The sequence below is a fragment of the Dechloromonas denitrificans genome, from assembly GCF_020510665.1.
GTDB classification, from domain to species: Bacteria; Pseudomonadota; Gammaproteobacteria; order Burkholderiales; family Rhodocyclaceae; genus Azonexus; species Azonexus denitrificans_B.
Genome location: NZ_CP075187.1, coordinates 2063533 through 2082263, shown reverse-complemented (window position 1 = coordinate 2082263; position 18731 = coordinate 2063533). Strand labels below are relative to the sequence as shown.

Sequence of the window (18731 nt, the reverse complement as noted above, 5' to 3'; positions counted from 1 at the left end):
TATCTTTGCAATTCTGTCGTTTTGTGAAGTTTCTGTCGCAGACATCCGGAGTACATTCGATGTCGCCCTTCGCTAAATCTCACTCCTGAGTCAAATGTGTGGCACTGAGTCTTTTCGCTAGAGTTGCGATGTATCTTCTGGTGATGGGACTGGTTTGCCTGCCTGTTGCAGGACGGGCGCAGGGGCCGACCGAGCCTCGACTCTTCAATTACAAGGAAGAGCGCAAGGAAGGTTTTACCATTTTCCCCCAATGGGTTTCGGTAATGCGCCGGCATCAGGGGGATGTGGCGACCCCGGAAAATTGCCCGGCAAATCTTTGTAAAGCACCGGAATGGCAGCAATTGCTGGCTTCTTTGCGGAATCGGAGCCTGCGCGATCAGGCGATTGCGGTCAACGAATTCGCCAATCGTTTTCGCTATGTTCTTGATCAGGATAATTACGGTAAGAGCGACTACTGGGCGATTCCCCGCGAGTTCCTGACTTTGGGGGGCGATTGTGAAGATTACGCCATCATCAAGTATTTTTCGTTACGCCAACTCGGTGTGCCTGCCGAGCAACTGCGTATCGTTGTTGTCCAGGATTCCAACTTGCGTATTCCGCACGCCATTCTTGCCTTGTATGTGCCTGAAGGGATCATGATTCTGGATAACCAGATCCAGAACATCGTTCCACATTCCAAGATTTCGCACTATGTACCGGTTTTCTCTCTCAATGAACGTAATTGGTGGATGCATTTGCCATGAGTCAGTCACAGTTTTCTTCAATTGTTAATTCGGTCGGCAGATCCTATGATTTCGTCGGTATTCATCGGGCTGTAGATTGTGTGTTGCCAACTGACCGGTGCTGCAATCAATGTGCTTTTGCAAAGGTTGATCAATCATGAAAACGATAGCTTGGCGTTCCAGTTGGCTTAGCGCCGTCATTGGCCTCATCGTGCTGGCAGTAATCGGCATCGGGTCGATCGTTGCTTATGTAGATAAGGAAAAGGCACGCGATCTTCGTGCGTGGGAAACCTTGCTGGGCATTGTGGCGGATGGGCGGGTTCAGGGAGTCGGGCAATGGGTCGATACCCAGTCGCAGGTCTTCAAGGAACTGGCTGAAAATGCTTCGCTGCGTTTTTATATGTCGCAGTTGGCTGCCGGAGGCGATGCTGCGGGTGCCGGGGCTGAGGCGGCCCAGGTAACGTATTTGCGCAATTTGCTTGAGTCGACCGCAGGGCGTACCGGTTTTTCCGTAGCTTCCGGCCAGGCCAAGGTGCCGGCCAATATCGATGTGGTTTCCGACTCGGGGATTGTGATTCTTGACGCAGCCGGCAACAGCGTGGTCGAAACGGCGGGTTTTCGTAGCGATGACCGGCTGAAGGCAACCTTGAAAGAAGTTATCAAGACCGGCAAACCGGCTGTTCAGGATTTCTTTGTGAATGGGCGCGGCGAAGTGGTCGTCGGCTATGCGATGCCGATTTTCCCGGTCAACCTGCTGGATGGCAGGCAACAGGTGATTGGTGCAATCGGTGGCGTCAAACGGGCGCGTGATGAAATTTTCCCGCTGCTGACCCGTAAAAGCACGGTAACGGCATCCGGTGAGACGGTTTTGCTGCGTCAGGAGGGCGAGTTCGTCGATGTGGTTTCGCCCATGGCCGACGGTACTGGTCCCCTGCGCAAGCGGATTCCTCTTGCAAATTCGACGTTGGCTGAGGTTCGTGCGGTGCTCAGTCCGGGGAGTTTCATGAGTGCGGCGGATCAGGGGGGGCGTGATGTGCTGGCAGTTAGTCGCGGGCTTCGCCAGGCCCCCTGGATCGTGATCGAAAAAATTGATGCGGCCGAGGCTCTGAAAGAGTCTGACAGTCATCAGCGTTTCCTGATTACCTCACTGACGCTGGCCGCTTTGGTCATTGCGGCCAGTATCGGTGCCGCCTGGTGGCATGGTTCGAGCGTCCAGGAACGGAATACGGCAGAGGTCTTGCGCGAAAAGGCGGATCAACTGGAAAGTCAGTCGGCTTTGCTGCAGGGCGTCATGGATGGCAGCCCGGACCTGATGTTCATCGTTGAAGGCGATAATCTCTGGTACAGCAACAAGGCGTTTGGTACCTTGGTTGATGAAGCGCCCGCCAATCTGCGTGGCAAGACACTTTCCAGCGTGATGGGGCCGGCCGCGGCGAAAGTGATCGAGACACTGGTCAGCGATACGCTGGCCGATGGCAAGTCGGTGTCACGAATGATCGAGGATGGGCAAGGGGGTTTATCGGGCAGCCTGTACCTGACCGCTGTGCCGATCAATATTTCGAAGGAGTCCGGACTGGTTCTGTGCCTGGGGCGCGACATGTCCGCGCAGCGGGCAGAAGCATCCAAGCGTCAGGCATTGATGAAAAACCTGGTCGGTGTGCTTAGTTCGATTGTTGATCTGCATGATCCGTTCAGTGCCGGCCATTCGATGCGTACGGCGCTGGTTGCCAGCGCGATTGCTCGCGAACTCGGTATGGATGAGAAAACCCAGGAAGCACTTGAAATGTCGGCACGCCTGGCCAATGTAGGCAAGATTTTCCTGCCCCGCGAGTTGCTGACCAAGACTGTGCCGCTCGATGCCGAGGAGCACAAGCTGGTTCAGTCGCACGTCGAGCACACGCTAGCCTTGCTTGAAGGCATTGACTTCGAAGGTCCGGTTCTCGATATCATCGCCCAGAAGAGCGAACATCTTGATGGCAGCGGCTATCCAGGGGGCCTGAAGGAATCTGACCTCTTGCCGGAAAGCCGTGTTCTGGCAGTTGCCAACGCCTTTGTCGCCATGGTCAGCGCACGGGCTTACCGTGTGGGTGTTCCGATCAATGAAACGCTCGATAAATTGTTGAGCGATGCTGGCAAACGTTACGATCGCCACGTCGTGGCTGCGTTGTTCCATGTGGCGGAAAATCGTCCGGAGTGGATTTCCTGGTCTTCGATGAATGCGGAAGGCAAGGAAGAGTCGACTAAGGGATGATTGACTGCAGCGAGGACACAGGCTGTAAGGCCGTGTCCTCGTTTGGTCGCCTGGATGGCGATTGCATTAACGTGCTTAACGCCTGGCGGCGCAGGCGCTCAGGGGCGCGTTCCTCCTTATTCGCCGCCTTGGGCGGGCTTGCCAAGCGAATTGCGGAATTGCTCGGCAGCAATACTGTGCCGGGTCAGTTTGTCGTACAGGGTTTTCTTGGGCAGTTGAAGCAACTCGGCCGCTTGGGAAACATTACCCGACACCTGCCTGAGTGCATTTTCGATGCCTCGTTTTTCAGCCTGATCAACCTGTTCGGCCAACGACAGATTGTCCGCCACCGGGGTCGCCACCGGGGTCAAAGCATCGGGCAGGCCGAGCGCCCAGCGGTCGGCGACGTTTTTCAATTCACGTACATTGCCGGGCCAGTCGTGGGCATTCCAGCGCAGCAGGTCGGCCGGGGTCCAACTGGCTGGCGGACGTTGATAGCGCTTGGCCGCTTCCTGGAGAAAGCTGGCCATCAGCAATGGAATGTCGTCGCGTCGTTGGCGCAGGGGCGGAAGGTCGATGCTGACGACATTAAGGCGATAGTAGAGATCAGCCCGGAATTGCCCGCGGTCGGCGGCCATCTTCAAGTCAGTCTTGCTGGCGGCAACCAGTCGGCAATCGACCGGAATGGCATGATTGCTGCCCAGCCGTTCAATCGATCGCTCTTGCAGAACACGCAACAGCTTGACTTGAAGATTGAGTGGCATTGACTCGATTTCATCGAGAAACAGCGTGCCGCCGTTGGCGTGCTCAACACGTCCGATACGGCGTTTGCCGGCGCCGGTGAAGGCTCCGGCTTCGTGACCGAACAGCTCGCTTTCGAAAACCGTTTCCGGCAATGCGCCGCAGTTGACCGCGACAAACGGCCCGCGTCGGTGGCTGGCTTCATGAATCGCGCGGGCAATGACTTCCTTGCCGCTGCCGGTTTCCCCGTTGACCAGAATATCGACCCCGGTGGGGGCGAGGGTTGCGACCAGCTGCCTGATTTGTTGCATGGCCGGTGACTGGCCGATGATTCCGGCGGTGCCGAGCTGGCCGAGTTGTGATTTCAGCTGACGGTTTTCAAGAACCAGCGCGCGCTTTTCAAGCGCACTGCGTACAGCGGCAACCAGGCGCTCGGATTGAAATGGTTTTTCGATGAAATCGTGAGCCCCTTCGCGCATCGCTTCGACCGCCATGGCAACATCGCCGTGACCGGTGATCAGCAGGACCGGCAGTTCGCGGTCGTGCTGGCGCAAGTCACGCAGCAAGGCCAGCCCATCGCGGCCGGGCAGGCGGACATCGGTGACGACCAGCGCCGGTGTGGTGGTGGCCAGTGCTGCAAGCATTGCTTCGGCATCGGCAAAGCCGCGCACCGGGATGTCGGCCAGCGACAGCGCCTGTTCGCAGCCTTTGCGAACGGCAGTATCGTCTTCGACGAAAAAGACCGGGGGCATGTTGGTGGGGGACTCAAGCGTCATGTGCCGTGTGCTGATTTGGGTGGATGGAAGGCGCTGCGTTCAGGGTCAAGGTGAAGATGGCTCCGCCATCGGGGGCGTTGTGGGTGGCCAGTGTGCCGCCGTAGCTTTCGGCAATGGTCAGTGAAATGGCCAGACCGAGTCCGAGCCCGTCGCTGGCTGTCTTGGTGGTGTAGAAAGGTTCGAACAGGTGCGCCTGAACCTCATCGGAAATTCCCTGGCCGTGATCGCGAACCTCGATCGTGATTCGACCGCCTTGCCCGGTGGCATTGATTTCAAGATGCGGGGCGGGCTGGTCGGACATGGCATCGAGCCCGTTGCGCATCAGGTTGACCAGTATTTGTTCCAGGCGGCCGGGTTCGGCCAGCGCCTGAAAGTCGTCTGCGATGGGCAGAATGCTGATGGTGGCCATCAACTCGCGACGCCGGGGTTCGATGATCATCAAGGCGTGTTCGATCGCTGTTTTCACCGTGACGGCTTGCGGAACGGATGATTCCTTGCGTGAAAATGTCTTCAGTTGGCGCACGATGCGTCCGGTGCGCTCGATCAGGTCGCTGATCATCGTCAGGTTTTCGGCCACTTCGGCATGTCGACCGCGCTCAAGCAAGGCGCTGGCGTTATCGGCGAAAGTTTGCAGTGCGGCGAGCGGCTGATTCAGTTCATGCGTGATACCGGCCGACATCTGGCCCAGCACTGCCAGTTTGCCGGCCTGTACGGCGCTGTTCCGGGTTTCGCGCAGAATCGCTTCGGTCCGTTCCAGCGCAGCGATTTTTTCAGTCAGATCGACTGTCCGTTCGGCAATGCGTTGTTCAAGCTGGCCATAAATCCGGCGCAGTTCTTCGCGTCGACGTTGGCGGTGGCGAACATGGGCGGCAAGTCCGAGCAGAAAGGCGCAGGCAAAGCTGGTTGCCAACGCACTGCCCAGGGCGATTGAATGAGCTTCCCCTGGGTCGCCCAGTTGGACGAGCTGCCAGCCGAGCGAACCGACAGGCCGGGTTGTCAGCAAGACGTCACGCGGTGCCTCTCCCGGTAAGGCGAGGCGGACCGGCTCGATCCGGTCGAGGGCGAGCGGTAGCGTACTGAGCGGTGTGATGGCCTGGCGACCATATTGACGGGTATCGCCCAGCCGGGCTGCTGCTGCGTCACTGAGCGGGGTCAGCGTGTGGTAGCGCAGGCGACGGTCGGGGGAAAGAAAGATGACGCCGTCAGCATCAACCAGGAACAGCGTTTCCCCGGCACCGGCCAGCGCTTGTTCGATGGCTTCCAGGCCAACTTTCAGGGCAATCACGCCCAGGGCTTGTTGACCGTCGCGCACCGGGGCTGCCAGGAAATAACCGGGCTCGCCGGTGGTGACGCCGACTCCGTAAAAGCGGCCCAGGCCGTTGTTGATGGCATCGACGAAGTAGGGCCGGAAGCCGTAATTGTGACCGACAAAGCTGCGTGCCTGGCGCCAGTTGCTGGCGGCCAGCGTCTTGCCGTGAGCATCGATCAGGAAGGCAGCAGATACGGCAGCGCCTTGCTGTGCCGCTTCAAGATACGCATTGGCTGCGACGATCCGTTGTTCGCTATCCGGTTGGTGCAGCAGGGCCGAGAGCGATGGATCGAGCGCAAGCAGGCCGGGGAGTGACTCGTTGCGGCTCAAGGTGGCTTCAAGCGACAGGGCGAGTGCGTCGAGACGCTGCCGGGCCAGTTGGCGTTCGCTGTTGAGATATATGCCGCCAAATATCCGGTAGGCCAGCCAGCCAAGCAGCAGGCAGAACGAAATTGCCGCACCCAGCGTGAGCAGGGTGCGGCTGGAGAGTTTGCCGGTGATTGGATGGCGAGGGCTATTCACCCCGCCATCCTACCGATTTTGTGCATTTTTCTCAGTCGACCGCAGCAAGTTTCATTTCATCGGCTGCATGGCGCTGCTGCTCTTCCATGACCAGACGCCCCAGTTCTCGCTTCAGTTCGTTGAATTGAGCCGAGGCCGGGTCACGCGGGCGTGGCATGTCGACATACTGGTCGCGCTTGACTGTGCCGGGACGGTAGGTCATGACCACGATGCGGTCGGCCAGGTAGATCGATTCCTCGATCGAGTGCGTCACGAAGAGGATGGTCTTGCCCAGCTTTTCCCAAAGGCGCAGCAGTTCATCCTGCAGATTGCGCCGGGTCAGCGCGTCGAGCGCGCCGAACGGCTCGTCCATCAGCATGATCGGCGAATCGAGGGCGAGGACGCGGGCGATGGCGACGCGCTGGCGCATGCCGCCCGACAAGTCCTTCGGGAAACGGTCGCGGAAGTCGTTGAGATGCAGCAGGTCGAGCAGTTGGTTTACGGTCAGGTCGATCTCGGCTTTTTCCTTCTTCTGGACTTCAAGGCCGAAGGCGATGTTCTGCGCCACGGTCATCCACGGGAACAGCGCGTATTCCTGGAAGACCATGCCGCGATCCGGGCCGGGGGCAACGATCGTTTTTCGGTTGATGATGATTTCACCGGCAGAAGGCGGCTGAAAGCCTGCGACAGCATTGAGCAGTGTCGACTTGCCGCAGCCCGAAGGACCGAGCAGGCAGACGAATTCGCCGGGCTGTATGGTCAGGTTGATGTCTTTCAGTGCAATGACATCCTTGCCCGGCGTCTTGAAGACTTTCTGGACGTTGTTGATCAGGATCTGGCTCATGCTTAGTGCTCCAGGCCGCGGTGCCAGCGCAGCAAATGGTTGTTCAGGCGGCTGACCGCGTTGTCGATGAAGAGGCCGAGCAGGCCGATGGTGATCATGCCGGCGATGATCTTGTCCGACCACATGAATTCCCGTGCTTCGAGGATGCGGAAGCCCAGTCCGTCATTGACCGCGATCATCTCGGAGACGATCACCACGATGAAGGCAGTGCCGATGCCGATGCGCACGCCGGCCAGGATGTAGGGCGTCGCGGCGGGCAGGATGACGCGCGTGAACATCGTCCATTGATTGACGCCGAGGTTGCGCGCCGCGCGCAGATAGATGCCGTCCACCTGGCGCACACCGGCGATGGTGTTCATCAGCACCGGGAAGAAGGCGCCGATCGCGATCAGGAAGAAGGACGGCGGATTGCCCAGACCGAACCAGAGGATCGCCAGCGGAATGTAGGCGATCGGCGGGATCGGCCGCAGGATCTGCATCAGCGGGTTGAACAGCTCGTAGATACGCGGGCTGGCGCCCATCAGCAGGCCGAGCGGCAGGGCCAGCGCGGCGCCGATGACGAAGCCGGCAACGACGCGGAACAGGCTGGAGTAGGCGTCATGCAGCATTTCGCCGGAGACCAGCCAGGCGAGGTAGCTCTGCCCGGCTTCCTGTGGCTGCAGCGGTAGCAGGTAGGCCCACCACTTGATGGCGACGGCGGTCGGCGACGGCAGCAGGACTTCGGAGAACAGACCGAAGCGCGAACCGGCTTCCCAGAGAATCAGCAAAATGATCGGCACGAGTGCGCCGTGCAGGAAATTCTTGAGGTTTTTCATGGTCGACCGCTCACTTTACCTTGAGTTCGGTCTTGGCTTTCTGCAGCAGGTCGAGCTTGACCCACTCGGCCGCCTTGGGCGGCTTCTGCATGCGGCCGACGCCGTATTTCTGCATGAAGTCGGTGGTGATATCGATGTGTTCGAGGCTGACGTCGTAGGTGTAGTCGGCGTTATCCATCGCATCCTTGAAGTCCTGCGAACTGATCTGGCCCTTGAACATAGCCTCGCGCACGTATTTTTCAGCCAAGGCGCTGTCTTTGTTGAACAGCGCGGTGGTTTCGACGAAGCACTTCATCAGGCGCTGTGCGACATCCTTCTTCTCGTTGTACATCTTCTCGGTCATCACCAGCAGGCGCACCGGCTCGCCCATCTTGGTGGTATAGGGCTTCATGATCTCGACGCCGAATTTCTTGTTGATTGCCTGCGAGGACTGCGGTTCGGACTGGTTCATCGCGTCGATCTGCTTGGCGGCGAGCGCCTGGTTCAGATCGGCGAAAGCCAGGAAGACGATCTGCACGTCCTTGCCCGGCTTGTCGGACCAGCTCAAGCCGGCTTTCTCCAGCTCTGCGTAGAGCAGCAACTCATGTGCGCCGCCACGCGTGACGCCCACTTTCTTGCCCTTCATGTCGGCCAGCGACTTGATGCCGGAATCGACACCGGCGACGATACGCGCCCCGCCCTTGGCGAAGCCGGCCACGGTGACGATCGGCACACCATTGGCGCGCCCCGAGATGGCGCCATCGGAGGCTAGCGCAGCGATATCGATTTCACCGGCAACAATGGCCGGCATGATGTCCGGGCCTTTCGGGAACATGCGTTCCTCGACCTTCAGGTTGTACTTGCCACAGGCTTCCTTCATGTAGGAAACGGCGCCGTAGTGAGCGAACTTCAGGTTGCCGAGCCGGACGATGTCGGGTGTTTGGGCTTGAGCGGCGCCAATCCCGAAGGCGGTGAGCAGGGCAAGACGAATCGATGTGTGCATGGAAATCTCCTCTGATTTTTTACGTAGGCCGCAAGGCGGATTGCCTGGCTACGTTTGCAGGAGATGTGCCAGCTTTTTGCTGGATTTCAACTTGTTGATTTCAAATTGAAATTGTCTTTTTGGGTAATTCGGTAAAGCGGAATTGTTGCGGATTTCCGGAATTCCGGCCCGACTGTGTGCGATTTTTCGCACAAATTTTTTCTGGTCCGGGAATGGCAACAGCCCCGACCAGCGAGGCCATTGCGTGCCTGGATTTAGAAGTTGATGCCAACCTTGGCCATCAAGGCCCAGTTTTCAAATTCAACGTTATTGCGTTCATTGGTGTTCAGGTAGCGCAGGTCGATGCCCGAGTAGTAAGCACCCTTGCGGAAATTGGCCCCGGCCGCAACGCCGTAGCCAAAGAGATTGCGCTCGTTGTGGCCGTTGTCTGCCTTGACCAGTGCCAGTGCCGGCCCGACACCGACCGAGAAACCGCCGCCCAGCGGTACGGTGTAGCGCGGAGAGAGTTCGAACGAGGTTGCCTTGGCGTTCGATTCATTGACGTGGTTGATCTGGATGTGGGTGCGAATGCGATTGTCCGGGGTCTGGATCAGGCCGCAATTCATGCTGAAATCCAGGCCATAGACCAGCTGGCTGTTATCGTCGGCCGCCTTGGCATGCATCACACCGGCGCTCAGGGCCAATGTTGGTTCGAACTTGAAGCCGCTATCCAGCCCCGGGAAAAAACGCAGCCCTTCGGCGTGACTGGCGGTGGCGGCAAATGCCAGGCTGCCGAGCAGCAGGGCGGAAGCGAAACGCTGGATTCTCATGGTCTCTCCTGAAATCTTGTCATTGATCGCCCGACACCAAGTGGGTGGCGGGGGTTTCAGGAGTCTAGCGAGGGTGTTTCAGGCTGTCTGTGACCCTGGTCACTGAGTGCGGTGCAGGGGCAGCCGTCATTCGGCGTACAGGTGCTCTTATTTCTTGAGTAGCAGTTCGCCTGCGGTATCGAGGTCAGCCTTCTTGATCAGCCCCATTTTTTTCTGGACGACCTGACCGTTACGGTCGATGAACAAGGTGTAGGGCAGGCCGCCCTTGCTGTTGCCGAGTGCCTGCATCAACGGAATGCCCTTTTCCTTGGCAACGAACAGCGGGTAATCCATCTCGTAGGCCTTGGCAAATTCCTTCGCTGGTTCAGCCTTGTCTTCAATGCCGATACCAAGAATCTCGATCTTGCCTTTGTGGGCATTGCGGAACTTGATCAGTTCGGGGATTTCGGCCCGGCATGGACCGCACCAGCGGGCCCAGAAATTGACTACCAGCGGCTTGCCCTTGTAACGCTCCAGCGCGACAGGCTTGTCATCCAGATTGTTCAGTGTGGCGTCGAACAAGGGCGCGGAAGAGGGCATTTCCTCTGCCACGGTCAACGTCGAGAAAAGGGCAAAAACCAGGGGGGCAAGGAGTTTTTTCACGGCAGGTCGCCACGGCGGAAGATGAAGTAGCCGGCCGTCGCGCTGATCAGACCAAGCAAGGCCGGATAAACCAGGGCGAAGATTTGATAACCGAGTACGCCAAAGTTATCGAGAATGACATAGGCCGAGGGGCCAAGCACGATCAGTTGCGGATCGAACAGAGCCAGGGCTGCCGTGCGGAAGACCTGGAGCGGATTGATCAGGGCGAGGCCAACGGCGACTTCCGGCGCAACCTTGCCCTGGATCATCACGCCGAGCAGGATCAGGTCGAGGAAGAGCAGCAGCGCCAGCCAGACCATGAAGGCAGCACCCTGCGCCATGTCGGTAGTCCGTGCAACGGCCGAGATGAGCATGCCGATACCGAGGAAGCAGGCCGCCATGACGGCGAGCAGGCCAGTGTAATAGCCGAACATGCTCCAGGGTACTTCGATGCCGGTGATGGTGGCCCAGATGACGGCAGCCAGCATGGCCAGGAAGACCGGTGTGAAGACGACGATGTAGCGACCGACAATCTTGCCCCAGAACCAGGCCGAGAGCGAGACAGGCAGCGAGAGCAGGTATTCGAAGACGCCGGCCTCGCGGTCGCCGGCCACCGAACGGACGGTGGTGATCAGCACGAAGATCGGCAGGATGGCCATGGTCAGCTGGATGTAGGTGACGAGCAGGCGCGACAGGCCGATAAAGCCGAGGACGCGCGATTCGGTCAGGCCGAAGAGGAAGAGCAGGGCGACGATGCCGCCGAAGACCAGCGTGTATATCTGGAACCAGCGGGCGCGCATGGATTCCACGATGTCGAGTTTTGCAGTCAGCCAGAGTTGTTTCATTACTTGCCTCGGCGCAGCAGTTGCTGTCGCATTTCTTCAAAGCCCAGGCTGTTGGCCTGGGGCTGCGGATAAGCCGCAAAGTTATAACCCATCGGCGAGGTTTTACCGCCGACGTAATGAGCCTGGCGTGGATCGATCCACAGCAGCTGGTCCGGTTTGCTCGATGCATCGGCTACCCACAGCCGAACCGCAGCATCGTCCCCCCAGGCTTGTTCCTTCAGCCAGAAAATGACGCAACCGATATCGTCGAACTTGAATACCTGGTCTTTCGGTCCGCCGCGGACTTCGGCTGCAAAGCGCCGGTCGGAAATCGCCATCCGGCAACGGGTGCAAGTATCGCGGTCCCACTTGATTTCAGTCATGCCATCCGGCCAGCCGGATTTGCCGCAGCCGGCAAGCAAGGCGGCCAGCGGTGTGAGCAGCAAGCCACTGCTGGCCAGTCCGGTCAGGAAGCGGCGGCGAGGGTGGGAACACACGGCTCAGGATTCCGGCTCGGCCAGCGACAGATCGCTGACTAGCGCGGTGTACCGCGAAATCATGCCCAAAAAGCGCAGGCGATCCGGGCCGGCAATTTGTCCTTCCCAGACCAGGTTTTCATCGCGGCTGGTGAATTTCCAGCCATCGAGCGCCTTGGCAAACGCCGGTTCGAAACGCTTGATGACAATGCGACAGGCCAGCACGCCGGAGAGCGAGACATCGTCGGCCACCTTGTCGTCAAGCACGACCTTGCCGGTATCCATTTCGATGACGCGATTGACCAGCGCCGAGACTTCGTCGAGGCGATGGCTGGAGATGATCATCGTGGCATTGTCCAGCCGCTCGGCCAGCAGATCGAAGAATATCTTGCGCGCCTCAGGGTCGAGGTTGGCGGCAGGCTCATCCATGATCAGCACCTTGGCATCGCGCCCGAGTGCGATGGCAATCAGCAGTTTTTGCTTCATGCCGCCGGAGAGGCGGACAAACTGGCGTGTCAGGATGGCGTCGATATCCAGGCCCAGGCGTTTGGCAATGGCATGGATGCGTTGCGGATCGGTGCCGCACAGCGAGGCGGAAAAATCAATCAACTGACCGACCGGCATTTTCAGCGGTGGTGGCAGCTGCGGTACGAAACCGATATTGCCAAGCACGGCCGTCCGGTTGCTGCGCGGGTCCAGCCCGTCGATGCTGATGCTGCCTTCGTGTGTGTATTCACCCAGCAGACAGCGGATCAACGTGGTTTTGCCGGCGCCGTTCGAACCGATCAGCGCAATGCGCTCACCGATGGCGATATTCAGATTGATTCCATCGAGCACCTGGGCGCGACGGAATGTTTTTGCGACGTTGTTGAACTGGATCATGGGGCCTGATTATAAAAGTCGAATGGGGCCAGACCTAGAACCTGCATCAAAAAAAACATTTGGATGGATTGGTTGAATATTCTGCATTTTCTTTTTTTTACAGTGATTTGTTCTGCTGTGACTCTTCTTTTAATCAAGTCTGCTGTGTTTTTGATGTTCTGTGGTTTTAATGCCTTGTTTTGTTTTAAATCATGGTTTAGGATTCTGAAAAACAAGCTTTGTGGCGTTGATCTGACTAAAGGAGTTTTGTTTTGCAGAACAATCTAAATTTACTAGTGCTCGGCTGCGGCAACATGGGCGCCGCATTGGCGGCGGGTTACGCCGAGGCTTATCAGGCGGCGCAAATCCTGGCGCTTGCCGGGCGGCAGCACTGTCCGGATCAGGTGAGCGGGGTGGATGCTCAAGGAGAACAACATGTACAAACTCGATCAAATTGATCTCGATATTCTGGCCGCATTGCAGGCCGATGGCCGGACGACCAATGTCGCCCTGGCCAAACTGGTTGGCTTGAGTCCGACCCCTTGTCTCGAACGCGTCAAATCACTTGAAGCCAATGGCCTGATCAAGGGCTATGCCGCGCAGTTGTCTGCACCTGCCCTGGGGTTGGGGCTGACCGTTTTTGTCCAGATCGGTCTGGAGCGGACTTCGCAGTCGGTTTTCGATGCCTTTCGCAATGCCGTTCAGGCGATCGATGAAATCCAGGAGTGCCACATGGTGGCCGGCGGATACGACTATCTCCTGAAAGTTCGTGTGCCGGACATGGCCGCTTACCGTCATTTTCTCGGTGCTGTGCTTTCCGGCGTGCCTGGAATTCGTGAGACGCATACCTACCCGGTCATGGAAGAGGTCAAGGATTCGTCGGCTCTGACGCTGGCTCACCTTGTCCAGAAAGCCTAGGAGCCGGCAATGCGCGAGATTTTGCGGCAAGCCATCCGTCGAGCGTACCGGTGCGATGAAACCGAGGCGGTTTCCGCGATGGCCTGTGCACGTGCCTTATATGGTTTATCCCTGAATAATTTCGCGGTCTACGGCGTTTTCAGGTCGGATATCGGCTGCCCCGACCCAGCATGGCTGGGGCGGGGCAGGGGATTACAGCAATTTCGACAGGCCCTTGACTTCGAAGCGCAGGGCGCCGGTCGGGCAGACGTCGACGCACAGACCGCAGCGCGTGCAATCGGGACCCAGGCCCATGGTTTCGTCGCTCGCCCGTCCCTTGACGGTGACTTCGAGCACATGTGGCACCAGGCAGACCTTGCGGCAGTCGCCCTCGTGGAAACAATGTTCGACGTGGTAGGTGATCTGCAGCGGGGAAATGCTGCCCACAGCACCGTAGGTCAGGCCAATCGGGCAGATGTAGCGGCACCAGGCGCGACGCGAGTAGAACACTTCGAACAGCAGCAGCAGGCCAACCCAGCCCAAGGCCAGGCCAGGACCGTAAATCAGTGCGCGGGACAGGATACCGGTCGGCGATAGGGTCTCGAAAACGGTGTAGCCGGTCACGATGGCGAGCAGCGCAAAAAGTGCCCAGAAGACGGTGCGCGTGCCACGATGAAACTCGTGGTCGGTGACAATCTTGCGGTCTACCAGCATCAGATGCAGTTTTTCGGTCAGTTCTGAAACCAGGTGGTAAGGGCAGACCCAGGAACAGAAAGTGCGGCCGCCGAGCAATACCCAGAGCAAAAAGACCGTAAATGTGCCGATGAACAAATTCACGATGATGTGCTTGTGCGCCAGCATGATCTGCAAGGCAGAGTTCAGGTCGATCAGGTGAAAACCGGCAAAGCGCGAAGCAGTCAGTGAACCTTCGAGCAACTGGATGTCGAGCCAGAACGACAGCACGAACAGCAGGTTAGTGGCGATCAGCACCGCCCAGCGGCGATTGCGCCATTTGTGGCTGACATCGTGGTGCGCCCGGGCGTGGAGTTTTTCCTTGATGTAGCGGTCCTTGTCCTCGTATTTGAGGAACATGATTTTCTGGACACGCTCGGAAATTTTCTTCGGCTTTTTCGGGGCTGCACCCAGCATGCCCATGAAGAGATCGGTAAAGCGGCTCATCTCAGGCCTCCTTCCAGGTGGCCTGGGCATCGATCACGATGGCGGCAGGTTCGGCAGGGCAGATCATTTCGCAGACGCCGCAGCCAACACAAGGTTCGAGGACCACCGGTGTCATGCGCTCGACGCCATCAGCGCCTTTGACCGGTTTGAGCGCGATGGCGTCCTTGACCGGGCATTCGCGTACGCAGAGATCGCACAGCGGTACATCGTAAGGATGCTCGCGGACTGGAATCGGTTTCCAGCGGTCGACATCCATGTAGCGCATTTTTCCCTTGAACGATCCGCTGCGCGCTTCTCCCTTGAAACCCTTACCCTGGACGGCAAGGCAGGACTCCGGACGGGCCAGGCGGGCAACACCGATCCGTTCTTTGAGATTGAGCGTCGGCTCGGCATCCTTTTCCTTGGCTTTCAGGATAGGTGCAGCAGCGAGCAGGGCGCCTTCACGAATGTTCAGGAAGCCGGGTTTCTTGTAGGTCAGCGATCCGGTTGGGCAGGCCAGGATGCATTGGACGGCATCACAGGAAAAGTCGCAGGCTTGCTCACGGGCATCGATATGCGGCACACCGACCCCAAACCCGTCTTTCAGATCGCCCAGCTTGATGGCTTGTACCGGGCAGACTTGGACGCATTGCCCGCATTTGATGCAGGAAGAGAGGAAGTCCGATTCATTGAGTGCGCCAGGTGGACGCAGACGAGGCGTCTTGGCACTGGTGACCGGTATGTAGCCCAGCAGTGACAGGCCAATGACTGCCCCGGTCAACCCGGCCGAATGCAGGAATTTACGCCGGGCTTTCTGTGCTTTTTCAATCGACATGGCCGGTTTTTTGGCCGGTGCAGGTTTGTTTTCGCTCATGATTTTGCCGATCTTGCAGGTTTGACGAAGCGCGGTGCATCGTCCTTGAGTTGCAGTTCAGGCGAGGAGAACGGTGCCAGACGCTCAAGAAAATCGAGCAGTTCGAGTACCGGTGACGTCTTGAAGAATTGTGCAGCGGGTGTTTCGATCCAGATCTGGTCGGCGTAGGAGTACAGTTCGTGGGGGGTGTCACCCACGCCATCACCGTTGCGGTCGAAGCCTTGATAGTCGGCAAAATAGTTGCCGCGCCACTGGTTCTTGTCGGCCACGCCGCGCCCCATCTGGACAACGTCGGTCAGATTGCCTTCGAAAATGTTGTCGGTCAGGATGTTGCCACCCAGTTCACTGGTAAAGCGAATGGCTACACCGTTGAAGGCAAACCGGTTGTTCTTGAAACGAATGGTGGTGTCCGGTTCGAAAGGCGACAGATCCGAACCCACACCAACCGCACAGTAGATCACCTCATTATTTTCTACGTCGGAGTCGCTCGACTCCTTGAAACCAAAAGCCATGCCTGTGGCGCCGGTTGCGTGGGAAATGGTGTTGCCACGCAGATGGATGCGCTCGGTGTACATCAGGTAGATGCCGACCGCATTGTCGTAGAACGAATTGCCTTCGACGACGCTATCCTTGGCAAACATGAAGTGGATCGAATAACGACTGCGTTTGCCGATGTTATTGCGGTAGGTGTTGTGGTTCGAGTACCAGGCCACCATGTCGCGAGAATCGATCACCTGATTACTTTCGATCAGGTTGTGGTTGCTGTACCACAGGCGAAGGCCGTCGCCGCGCACGCCAAGCTCGAAGGGCTTGGATGAAATCTTGTTGTTGCGCAAGACGTTATGATTGGCTTGCTTGAGGTCGATACCAAACAGGCAGTCACGGATTTCGACCCCTTCCACGACATGGTGATCGCCACGCACATTCAGGCAGCTGTCGTCGCTATCATGCGAGTCGCCCGATCCCTGCAGCTTGACGCCACGCAAGGTGGCTCCCTTGGTATCAATGACAAAGACCGTTCCTTTGCCGCCAGCATCGATGATGACTTGATCGCCGCCATCGATGGTCAGGGGCTTGTCGACTAGAACGGGACCGGCATAAATGCCGGGAGGCGGCTTGAGTACCGAACCGGCTTCTGCGTTGTCGACCAATGTCTGAAACCAGGGGATATCGGTCCGATTGGGGGCCGAAGGGCGCAGTGCTTTTTCTGATGAGGAACCCCAGTTGGCACTCAGGTTGGGCTTGCCCATGCCTTCCAGGGATTGAGAGGCGGCCAGGCCCGCAGCACCCACGCCGGCAAGAACGCCAAGCGTGAGCAGCGGGCCGCGAATGAAGCGCAGCATGCCGGTACTACTCGGCAGTGCCTTCGCGCAATTGCTTGCGACGGATGAGCAGGGCCAGCATCAGGCTGATGAAGATAATAACCAGCAGACCGTAACCCCAGTAAGGATAGGAGAAGGTCGAGAACTGTGCGACTTTGCCTTCACCGAAAACGGTCGGCATGAACGGCTTGACGGTGAAAGCGCCCCACGGATGCATGTTGTGTCCGAAGAACCACAACCAGCCAGCATAGGTAATCACGAAGAACATTGGCAGCAGTGCCGGAACCAGTGCCAGAAGAAGCTGGAAAGGACGGATCAGTTTTACGCCGATAATGACCACAACCATCACGGCAATCAGCCCGCAAATGACCAGCTTGGAAATGTTGCGGACGTTGCTGCCCCACGTGTTGATCAGGTCCATGTCCTTGAAGAAAGTACCAGCTTCCTGCATGTAGGCCTGAACGTGGGTTTCCAGATGGCCCATGACGAACTGGTCGATCAGCATCCATGCAGCGACAGCAATGAAACCTGCGGTCAACACGGCCAGACGGGGTTTTTTCTTGGGCAGTGCAAAAGCCAGCATCATGACGGCAAAGAAACCGAAGAAGAACTTGGCCAGCGGCTTCTCGACCGGCGCGCCGGTGGCGATCGGGAACATGCCGACATAGTGGTTGATTGTGTTCATTTCATGAACGCAATCAAGACCTTCGGCATTCTTGTTCAGGTCTTTCTTGGCGTCGGTAATCGGGTTGTAGCGTTCATCTTCGTGCGAGAGATCCTTCTGGATAATCTCGTTGGCCATGCGCGTGCCTTTGCCCGCAGCCTTGCAGCCGTTGTAGACGCCATCAAAATGGAAGTGGATACGGATGCCATCGGGGAAGGCATCGGTCGGATAATTGGGTGCTGTCAGTGAAACCCACCAGATGGGGGCAAAGTAGGCGGCGATCAGCGCGACTAGCGCGATCAGGGTTAAACCACCAACGATTTTATTCTGCTTTTCCATAACGCTTCTCTCTGTTCTCAGTGTGTGGTTATTGCAGCATTCTCTGATGCCTGGGTAAAAGAGGCAGCCTGTTCGGCAGGCTGCCTCCCGTCAAACAATTACTTCTTTTTGGCTGCGCCAGCCTTCGGCTTGCACATGTTACCCGGCATAACCAGGCTTGACTGGTATGCGGAAATCGAGATCAGTTGATCATTGCTGTACTTCTTGATGATCTTGACCATGTCCGGGTTTGCGTTGCGGCGATGGCCGTCACGGATTTCCGTCATCTGGCGCAGCAGGTACTTGTAGTGCTGACCAGCGATAACAGGGTAGAACTTGTCTTTGACGCCTTCACCGTTCTTGCCGTGGCATTCCAGACATTCCTTCTCGTACAGTGCCTTGCCTTCGGCCAGGCGCTTTTCCGTATCCGTCGGAGCCTTCCAGTCCTTGCCGGCATCGCCGGGTTTGGAGTCGTAGTGGCCGTGATCGATCGGGATGCACAGGCCTTCGATGTAGGCAGCAACGTCAGCCAGTTCCTGCGCATCGGTCAAAGTGGCGGCAAACGGGTACATCGTCGGATTGTCACGCAGACCGGCGCGGATGTCAGCCATCTGCTTGATCAGAACCGTGGTGTGCTGGCCAGCCAACTGCGGGAAAGTGCCGTCAGGACGGCCAGCACCAGACGGGAGGTGGCAGGCGCCGCAGGTTTCATAACCTTCTTCGCCGCGCTTCTTGTCACCCTTCTTGGTCAGTGCTTCAACTTTTTCGCCAGCCTGGGCATTCCACTTGTAGTCCTTGCCTTCGATGCCTTCCTGTTTGGGGGCGGGCGGGGAGGCCATGGCAACGCCTGCCGAGAGCAGGCCAATCAAAAGGAGTGATGCTTTCATGTTTGTGTCCTTTTAAGGCAATTGTATTTAACGCTGAATGCATTGTCCCACTGGGAATATCAGCATTCTTTGATATCGGTCAGAAGCCGGGCAAGCCCGG

The 18731-nt window shown here is 57.9% G+C and carries 19 protein-coding genes; 3 read left to right on the top strand and 16 right to left on the bottom strand.

Annotation, left to right across the window (positions count from 1 at the left end; translation table 11 throughout):
- Nucleotides 1-128 precede the first annotated feature (128 nt).
- Together KI614_RS09835 and KI614_RS09830 are read left to right on the top strand one after the other, a co-directional pair.
- Entirely contained in the window at nt 129-743 is a 615-nt protein-coding gene (locus tag KI614_RS09835; RefSeq protein WP_226405206.1) for a transglutaminase-like cysteine peptidase, read from the top strand.
- A 136-nt stretch (nt 744-879) separates the two neighbouring features.
- Nucleotides 880-2973, top strand: a complete 2094-nt coding sequence (locus tag KI614_RS09830; RefSeq protein ID WP_226405204.1) for an HD domain-containing phosphohydrolase — start codon at nt 880-882, stop codon at nt 2971-2973.
- Nucleotides 2974-3089: 116 nt separating this feature from the next.
- Here KI614_RS09830 and KI614_RS09825 read toward each other — a convergent pair whose 3' ends face one another.
- The 11 genes from KI614_RS09825 to KI614_RS09775 all read right to left on the bottom strand — a co-directional run bounded on the left by KI614_RS09825 (nt 3090) and on the right by KI614_RS09775 (nt 12948).
- The gene (locus tag KI614_RS09825; RefSeq protein ID WP_226405202.1) at nt 3090-4469 is read right to left on the bottom strand and encodes a sigma-54-dependent transcriptional regulator; all 1380 of its coding nucleotides are present in this window, start codon (nt 4467-4469) and stop codon (nt 3090-3092) included.
- A complete protein-coding gene (locus KI614_RS09820; RefSeq protein WP_226405200.1) occupies nt 4459-6300 on the bottom strand; it encodes a sensor histidine kinase in 1842 nt (613 codons plus the stop codon). The genes KI614_RS09825 and KI614_RS09820 overlap by 11 nt, the downstream gene beginning before the upstream one ends.
- Nucleotides 6301-6331: 31 nt before the next feature.
- Nucleotides 6332-7123 (bottom strand): ABC transporter ATP-binding protein, encoded by a 792-nt coding sequence (locus KI614_RS09815; protein ID WP_226405198.1) that lies wholly within the window; start codon nt 7121-7123, stop codon nt 6332-6334.
- Nucleotides 7124-7125: 2 nt separating this feature from the next.
- Nucleotides 7126-7938 carry an ABC transporter permease gene (locus tag KI614_RS09810; protein ID WP_226405196.1) on the bottom strand — a complete coding sequence of 271 codons (813 nt, stop codon included), beginning with the start codon at nt 7936-7938 and terminating at the stop codon, nt 7126-7128.
- 10 nt (nt 7939-7948) lie between these two features.
- Entirely contained in the window at nt 7949-8920 is a 972-nt protein-coding gene (locus KI614_RS09805; protein ID WP_226405194.1) for an ABC transporter substrate-binding protein, read from the bottom strand.
- Between the two features lie 254 nt (nt 8921-9174).
- Nucleotides 9175-9729 (bottom strand): hypothetical protein, encoded by a 555-nt coding sequence (locus KI614_RS09800; protein ID WP_226405192.1) that lies wholly within the window; start codon nt 9727-9729, stop codon nt 9175-9177.
- Nucleotides 9730-9876: 147 nt separating this feature from the next.
- Nucleotides 9877-10371, bottom strand: a complete 495-nt coding sequence (locus tag KI614_RS09795; RefSeq protein ID WP_226405190.1) for a TlpA family protein disulfide reductase — start codon at nt 10369-10371, stop codon at nt 9877-9879.
- Entirely contained in the window at nt 10368-11195 is an 828-nt protein-coding gene (locus KI614_RS09790; protein WP_203466907.1) for an ABC transporter permease, read from the bottom strand. The genes KI614_RS09795 and KI614_RS09790 overlap by 4 nt, the downstream gene beginning before the upstream one ends.
- Nucleotides 11195-11671 (bottom strand): nitrous oxide reductase accessory protein NosL, encoded by a 477-nt coding sequence (locus KI614_RS09785; protein WP_226405187.1) that lies wholly within the window; start codon nt 11669-11671, stop codon nt 11195-11197. Before KI614_RS09785 ends, KI614_RS09790 begins: the two co-directional genes overlap by 1 nt.
- 3 nt (nt 11672-11674) lie before the next feature.
- Nucleotides 11675-12532 (bottom strand): ABC transporter ATP-binding protein, encoded by an 858-nt coding sequence (locus KI614_RS09780; RefSeq protein ID WP_203466906.1) that lies wholly within the window; start codon nt 12530-12532, stop codon nt 11675-11677.
- Nucleotides 12533-12804: 272 nt separating this feature from the next.
- A complete protein-coding gene (locus KI614_RS09775; RefSeq protein WP_226405185.1) occupies nt 12805-12948 on the bottom strand; it encodes a hypothetical protein in 144 nt (47 codons plus the stop codon).
- Between KI614_RS09775 and KI614_RS09770 the strand changes: the two genes are divergently transcribed.
- Nucleotides 12947-13429, top strand: a complete 483-nt coding sequence (locus KI614_RS09770) for an Lrp/AsnC ligand binding domain-containing protein (protein ID WP_226405183.1) — start codon at nt 12947-12949, stop codon at nt 13427-13429. The two genes, KI614_RS09775 and KI614_RS09770, sit on opposite strands and share 2 nt — an antisense overlap.
- A gap of 192 nt (nt 13430-13621) precedes the next feature.
- Here KI614_RS09770 and KI614_RS09765 read toward each other — a convergent pair whose 3' ends face one another.
- From KI614_RS09765 to KI614_RS09745, 5 genes are all read right to left on the bottom strand, one after another.
- Nucleotides 13622-14587 carry a NapH/MauN family ferredoxin-type protein gene (locus KI614_RS09765; RefSeq protein WP_226405181.1) on the bottom strand — a complete coding sequence of 322 codons (966 nt, stop codon included), beginning with the start codon at nt 14585-14587 and terminating at the stop codon, nt 13622-13624.
- 1 nt (nt 14588) lies between these two features.
- Entirely contained in the window at nt 14589-15440 is an 852-nt protein-coding gene (locus KI614_RS09760; protein ID WP_226405179.1) for a 4Fe-4S dicluster domain-containing protein, read from the bottom strand.
- Nucleotides 15437-16783 carry a nitrous oxide reductase family maturation protein NosD gene (gene nosD, locus KI614_RS09755; protein WP_226405177.1) on the bottom strand — a complete coding sequence of 449 codons (1347 nt, stop codon included), beginning with the start codon at nt 16781-16783 and terminating at the stop codon, nt 15437-15439. Before nosD ends, KI614_RS09760 begins: the two co-directional genes overlap by 4 nt.
- 7 nt (nt 16784-16790) lie before the next feature.
- Nucleotides 16791-17765, bottom strand: a complete 975-nt coding sequence (locus tag KI614_RS09750; protein WP_226405175.1) for a hypothetical protein — start codon at nt 17763-17765, stop codon at nt 16791-16793.
- A 98-nt stretch (nt 17766-17863) separates the two neighbouring features.
- Nucleotides 17864-18631, bottom strand: coding sequence for a c-type cytochrome (locus tag KI614_RS09745; RefSeq protein ID WP_226405173.1), 768 nt, complete (start codon nt 18629-18631; stop codon nt 17864-17866).
- Nucleotides 18632-18731 lie beyond the last annotated feature (100 nt).